Annotated in this window: 4 protein-coding genes; all 4 read left to right on the top strand. The window is 35.2% G+C overall.

The genetic code is table 11. The annotated features are described in order from the left end of the window. Positions 1–304 precede the first annotated feature (304 nt). Positions 305–895, top strand: a complete 591-nt coding sequence (locus JGH11_RS18320; RefSeq protein ID WP_201114215.1) for an RNA polymerase sigma-70 factor — start codon at positions 305–307, stop codon at positions 893–895. A gap of 93 nt (positions 896–988) precedes the next feature. After that, on the top strand, positions 989–1,996 hold the full coding sequence (locus JGH11_RS18315) for a FecR family protein (RefSeq protein ID WP_201114213.1): 1,008 nt from the start codon (positions 989–991) through the stop codon (positions 1,994–1,996). A gap of 194 nt (positions 1,997–2,190) precedes the next feature. Then, positions 2,191–5,658 (top strand): SusC/RagA family TonB-linked outer membrane protein, encoded by a 3,468-nt coding sequence (locus tag JGH11_RS18310; RefSeq protein ID WP_201114212.1) that lies wholly within the window; start codon positions 2,191–2,193, stop codon positions 5,656–5,658. 12 nt (positions 5,659–5,670) lie between these two features. Next, entirely contained in the window at positions 5,671–7,155 is a 1,485-nt protein-coding gene (locus JGH11_RS18305) for a RagB/SusD family nutrient uptake outer membrane protein (protein WP_201114209.1), read from the top strand. The last annotated feature ends 47 nt before the right edge of the window (positions 7,156–7,202 follow it).

Here is a 7,202-nt window from a genome sequence, read left to right as displayed (position 1 = left end):
TTTGTATGATATGAAGGACAAAGTCACGATGATGCTTGGCGATGCGAAAGAGTCATTAAATAAGATCATACAAACTATCTGATATTCTGTTAAGATATACTTTTGAAGGAATATAATTCTAATTCAGAGAGCATTCATACCAAGTTTGAGTGCTCTCTGTTTTTTATTCTGATACCTCTACAGGTCATGTTGATATACATCGGCCTATATTACTTACTGTAAAATGTTTTAGTAATTTATTTCCATTATAAGCCATATTTATCTATTATATTTGTGTGTAAAACAATTAATAAGGCGATACTCTGTGTTCGTAAGAGATAAATATGATATAGAATTACTTCAACAAGGTTCTTCGGAAGCTTTTGAAAGATTATTTCATCAATATGGTGGAAAACTATATAATTTTATTCTCAAATTATCGTCGGGCGATACATATCTTGCAGAAGAGATTGTGCAGCGTACGTTTATTAAGATATGGGATACTCGTTCTCAAATTGATTCAAATAAATCATTCATATCCTATATTTGTACTATTGCTAAAAATATGCTGATGAATGAATACGAACATCAGATGGTTGAATATATATATAAAGAATATGTATCTAAGTTTGTATCGACAAAATATAATATAACTCCTGAGAATGAACTTAACAGAAAGCTATTAGAAGAGTATATTGACAAGCTTACAGAAGAACTTCCTCCGGCACGTAGGCAGATATTTGTTATGAGTAGGAAAGAAATGCTTTCGAATAAAGAAATAGCAGAAAGACTTAATATTTCCGAAAGTACGATTCAAACCCAGCTTTCAAAAGCCTTAAGCTTTATGAAAGAACATTTGGCTCGTTATTATAAAGAAATACTACTTCTATTGATTTCTTCTCATTTTGTTAATTAACTTAAAAAATAGATATTCTAATAGTGAAACTGTAGCAGATAAATGTATAAAATATGTACTGAATGATATACATACTAAAGCAGATAGAAAACAATGGATAAAGATAAATGTCTAGATATATTTGAGCGATATATATTAAAGCAAGCCTCTACTGAAGATGTTGCCTCTTTATGTTCTTTCATAAACAATGATCCTCATTTGAATAAATGGCTGGAAAATCAAATAATGAGTTCATCATCAGAAGTTGATGTAGATGTAAAGATGAGAATGCTGGATAATATTAGATCTCAAGTAGAATATAGTATTGAGGGAGAAATGGAAATAAGTCCCAACCTGTCCGGTAGACGCTATATCCGTTGGGTCGCAAATATTGCAGCGATCTTATTACCTATTGCTATTCTTGTGGGAGTATATATATACAACAAGCCTCAAAAAATAGATTATTTAACTGTATCGGCAGGATTAGGAGAAAAAGCAAGTATCAATCTGCCTGATGGGAGTAAAGTTGCAATCAATTCTGAGTCTGAAATTATATATAACACCAGTTATAATAAAAATGATCGTTTTTTAAAACTACGAGGTGAAGCTTACTTTGATGTCGAATCAGATCAGTATAAACCTTTTATTGTAGAATGTGGAGATATAAAAGTGAAAGTCTTAGGCACCACATTTGGAATTAGTGCGTACGATAATGATAATACTATATCGGTAGTACTTAATACAGGTAACGTTGAGCTAATTACTCCTAGCGAAACTGTAACAATGAAACCAAACGACAGAGTTGTATATGATAAATCGACTAAGATTACAAATAAAGAGCAAGTAGATGCAAAGGATTATATCGAATGGAGACAGAATAGACTCCGATTCCAAAGTGAGACTTTAGAAAATATTATAAGAGTGATTTCGCGAATGCATAATATTGATATTTCTTTTATGGATGCTCAATTAGCTAAACAGAAGTTTACTGGAACTATCGACAATACAAGTGTTCAGTCGGCTTTAAAAGCCTTATCGTTGACTGCACCTATAAGCTATGAAGTAAAAGACAGTGTAATTTTCTTGTATGAGAATAAGGAACAGGTACAACATTTTAGATGAAAAAATAATAACTAAATATTCTGCAAGTGATACTTAGTCAAGGGTATCACTTTTTTTATTGTAAATTTCAAATAATTAAAATAAGTTAAATCGTAAAATAGAGTAGCGAAAAATAATAAGGTAACTGTATACAGGTATAATTAGATTAAAAAGATAGTACATGTAATTAATTACCATTAGAAATTATTTAAACCATGAAAAAGAAAATTAAAAGATGGAGTTACTTAAAACGGATTTTATACATCTTCTGTTTGTCATTATTGTCCGCTAATTTGTTTTCACAAATTACGGTTGAAATAAAAGACAAGCCGATAAAGGAGGCCCTGAAAGAGATAGAAAAAGTCAGCCCTTATAAATTTTTCTATAATGAAGATTTAAAAGGTCTCGGGAAAATTGTTACTCTTAAAGTCTCGAATGCGACCATTGATGTGACAATGAAGCAGCTTTTAAACGACAGTAATATATCTTTCGAAAAACAAGATGGAAATATTATTCTTTTAGTTCCACAGAAGGTAAAGACTGATCAGCAAAAAGAAACAAAGCAAATTAAGGGAATTATAAAGGACAATAAAGGAGAATCTATTATTGGGGCTTCGGTACAGGTTAAGGGTGTTCCTGCAATCGGAACTGTTACCGATTTTGATGGGAACTTTACATTGAAGGTTCCTGATGGGGCTGTTTTGAGTATATCTTATATAGGATTTCAGTCGATCGAAATAAAAGTCGGAGATAAAACAGCCTTTGATATAGTACTTCATGAAGACGAAAAATTATTAGACGAAGTGATCGTTGTAGGGTATGGAGTTCAGCGAAAGAGAGATGTGACAACTTCTATATCATCACTCAGAGCTTCCGAAATTAAAGATATGCCGGTCTCAAGTATCGAACAAGCATTAGTCGGACGTATGGCAGGAGTACAGATCACGCAACCAAATGGAACACCGGGTGCTGGTATGAATATTAAGGTACGCGGGGTAGGAACAGTTACAGCAGGGAGCTCTCCATTATATGTTATCGATGGAGTACCATTAAGTGATGATGTTGGTAGTGCCACCGGTATTTCTGTTAGTCCGTTAGCATCCATAGAGATGTCAGATATTGAGTCAATCGAGGTGCTAAAAGATGCCTCGGCGGCAGCGATTTATGGATCACGAGGATCTAATGGAGTTGTAATTATCACAACAAAAAGAGGTAGCGAAGGAAAACCGGTAGTGAGCTATACCGGTTATTTAGGAGCCCAGATGATTACAGATAAAATCGATGTATTAGATGCTTATGAGTACTCACAACTTGTATTTGACGGACACAATGCATCGTATTATGATGCTTTGGCTAAAGCTGGAAAAGCTACGGCATATGATCCCTGGGCTACGAATCAGCAGAGGTGGGATAATTTAAAGACAGGAACAATAAACCTCAATCAAGGCTGGATGATGCCGACAGAGGTACTTCCATATGTCAGAGGTGAAAAAGGATTGACCGATACCGATTGGCAAGATGAAATTATGCGTACAGGGTTCATTACAAAACATAATTTATCAGTAAGCGGTGGCAATAAGAATATCAGGTATTTAGTGTCAGGAAATTATCAAAACGAAGAGGGAATTGTTGTTAATTCTGATTTTACTAAAATGGGATTTCGTACGAAAGTAGATATGAAATACAGTAAATGGAAATTTGGCGGTAATATCAATCTAACCCGAAATATTTATAATCTGGTAAACACCGAAGGAAGATATGGAGATGATGGTGTTTTATCATTGGCATTAGGTGCTGCACCTATCTACCCTGTGAAAAATACCAATGGTGAGTACAATTATGAACATAATAATACAACATATGGAAATTCTAAATTGAACAATCCGGTTGCAGTAGCTAGATTAATTGATGATAAGATGACAGCTCTTCAGATGTTAGGAACAGCTTATGCCGAATATGAACTGATAAAAGATTTAAGTATTAAAACCCAGGGAAGCTGGCATTATAACAATTATGTGCGTGATTACTATCGCCCGGCTGCATTGCCGAACTCGACTGATAGAACGCCTCCATCTAACCCAATAGCAGAATCCCGTACAAAGAATAAATACACATGGGTATGGGAAAATACGATGAATTATAAGAAAACAATCAACTCAGATCATACTCTATCGGGATTGGCCGGGTGGACAGCCCAAAAATATGAGGGCAACGCTAATCGTATAACTGCTACCGACTTACCACAAAATGATATGTTAGGTACAATACCTAGTAATTCTACAGCAACAAAATATGATTCTAATAAGGAAGCATGGTCTTTACTTTCTGCTTTGGCTCGCGTTCAATATAACTTTCAAGATAAATATATGTTTTCTGCTGCTGTACGTGCAGATGGATCTTCCCGCTTTGGAGAGAATAATCGTTGGGGCTATTTTCCATCCTTTTCGGGAGCTTGGTATATGACAGAAGAAAAATTTATGAAACCTGTTTCATCGTGGTTGACCAATCTAAAATTAAGAGCCAGCTGGGGTGTAACCGGTAATATGAATATTGGTAATTATGCTTCGTACGGACTTGTAGATGGTGATAATTATCCATTCGGCGGTTCACCAAATATAGGAATGAAAGAATCGACAATACCAAATCCAGATATCGGATGGGAAAAAACATCACAAGTGAATTTAGGAGCAGAGATTGGTTTATTCAAGTGGTTGAATTTAGAAATTGATGTTTATCAAGGTACAACGACCGATATGTTATTGGAAGTTCCGGTAATGGAAGCATCAGGGTTTTCAACTATGTTACAAAATATAGGAAAGCTAGAGAATAAAGGGTTGGAGATAACATTATCAACTAATCATAAGGTAGGAAAAATTATATGGACCAATAATTTCAATTATGCGATGAATCGCAACAAAGTGAAATCTTTGGGTAATGCAAATGAGATTGTGACACAGGCCAATAGTGTTATTGATTTTGTGACTAGGGTGGGGGAACCTATCGGAAGTTATTACACATATGTGACCGATGGCGTTTATCTGAATCAGTCCGAAATAGATAGAGATGTTGCTAACGGCATAATTGTACCTAATGCTCAACCTGGAGATTTCCGCTTCAAAAAGTATGGAAAAGACGATATTATTAACGCTGATGATAAACAAATGACAGGTAATTATATGCCCGATTTTACTTATGGATATTCCACTACTTTAAAATTCAAGGAATTTGACTTCAGCCTTTCATTACAAGGTGTATATGGCAATGAGATCGCAAATATTAATCGTCGCTATCTCGCAAATATGGAAGGTAATGCCAACCAGTTAGCTGTAGCCAAGGATAGATGGGTTTCTGAATCTCAATCCGGAAATGGAAAAGTATATCGGGCTAATCGTGCTGCAACGGGAATGAATTCCGTGATTTCAACATGGCATATCGAAGATGGATCATATATGCGTATTCGTGAGATCACATTAGGATATACTTTGCCTAAAAACCTATTAAAACGATTTGGTGTATCTAATCTTAGAGTCTACGGTTCTGCATTTAATCCATTCACATTTACCAATTATAGTGGATACAATCCCGAAGTGAGTACAAATTCAAGTCCTATTATGCAAGGTGTAGATTATGGTACATATCCATTATCAAAGAGTTTTGTATTTGGTCTCAACTTTACATTATAAAATAAGAATATCATGAAAAAAATAATAAAATTTTCACTTATAGCCATCTCAATATTAATTTTTTCCGGATGTAGTGATTTTCTTGATTTGAAACCGGAAGGAAACCTAGGTACAACCGGTACATTTTATAGAAATACAAAAGATATAGAATATGCTTTGACCGCATCTTATGCTGATTTACAGAGTAAAGCGATGTATCGTGAATATATGGTTTTAATGACAGATGTTCGTTCTGACGATTTGGGTTCTTTCGCCAATTCGGGTGCGAATGCAGGTCGTGAGTATAGTATTAAAATATTTACAGCACAGTCAGACAACCAAATATTCAGAGAAGTATGGGCTAGCACATATGAAACTATTTATCGTTGCAATAATGTTGTAAAATACATTGATGTTGTAAACGACAATGATCTGAAAAAACAATATGAAGCCGAGGCAAAATTTATACGTGCATTATGTTACTTCAATATTGTTCGCTTCTGGGGCGATGCTCCTCTTATTTTAGAACCATTATCTACTCAGGAAGTTGCTCAATGTAGCAGAGATGCAGCGACGAGTATATACGGAGCTATTGAGGCAGACCTCAAATTCGCATCGGATGCCGGTAACCTTCCTACCTCTTTTAAGGGAGAGCAATTAGGTCGGGCTACGTCTTTGGCAGCCAAAGCTTTATTGGGAAAAGTATATCTTCAACAAAAAAAATGGAATGATGCAAAAACAGTATTGGGTGAACTGATAAATATAGATAATGCTGCAATACATGGCTTATTGCCCGATATAGCTAATGTATTTAGTACAGCTCCGGCTCCGGGCAGCTCCAATGCCGACTACAATAACTATAACGGATGGAGTCCTCAAACGATGAATAAAGAAATACTTTTCCAAGTATTATTCAATAAGGATATTTCTGGAGAAGGACGAAACGCTTTGACTTATTATACCAGTCAGGCCGATTTAAATGAAGCTTTCAAACTAAGTAATCCGATTGAATGTATTTATAATCCGGCAGATCGTCGTGCAGATTTAATGAGAAGTATAAAAGGTACAAACTCCGATAATAAGCTAATTGTAAAATATGCAGATATAGAGAGCTCTATAAAACAATATGGCTACCATACTCCTGTATTACGCTGGGCTGATGTATTATTGATGTATGCCGAGGCTTTAAATGAAGTTGCTTACGATGGCTCTGCGACAAGTCCGGCTCTTAAAGCCCTAAATGAAGTAAGAACCCGTTCTTTGGCAAACGGAAGCTATACTATAGACAAATTGTCTAATCAGGATTCTTTCCGTAAAGCTGTCTTTTTAGAGCGCCGTTTAGAGTTTCCAATGGAAATGCAACGCTGGTTTGATCTTATACGATCGGGAGACGCAATTTCAGCTATAGGTAAAATAGGATATAATATAGATAGTCATGATTTTTTATATCCTGTTCCTTATAGTGAGGTCTCGTTACGTAACGATGCTAATAAATTTCCTCAAAATCCGGGGTATTAATATAAGACTTATTACTTATACCTTTCCCCTCTATTAAGAAAATGGAG

Source organism: Dysgonomonas sp. Marseille-P4677 (genome assembly GCF_016652235.1).
Taxonomy (GTDB): domain Bacteria; phylum Bacteroidota; class Bacteroidia; order Bacteroidales; family Dysgonomonadaceae; genus Dysgonomonas.
This window is presented reverse-complemented; position numbering and strand designations above follow the sequence as displayed.

Excerpts from the sequence above, each read along its gene's own strand:
- JGH11_RS18315 (WP_201114213.1), top strand. The coding sequence starts at position 989 with ATGGATAAAGATAAATGTCTAGATATATTTGAGCGATATATATTAAAG.
- JGH11_RS18310 (WP_201114212.1), top strand. The coding sequence starts at position 2,191 with ATGAAAAAGAAAATTAAAAGATGGAGTTACTTAAAACGGATTTTATAC.
- JGH11_RS18305 (WP_201114209.1), top strand. The coding sequence starts at position 5,671 with ATGAAAAAAATAATAAAATTTTCACTTATAGCCATCTCAATATTAATT.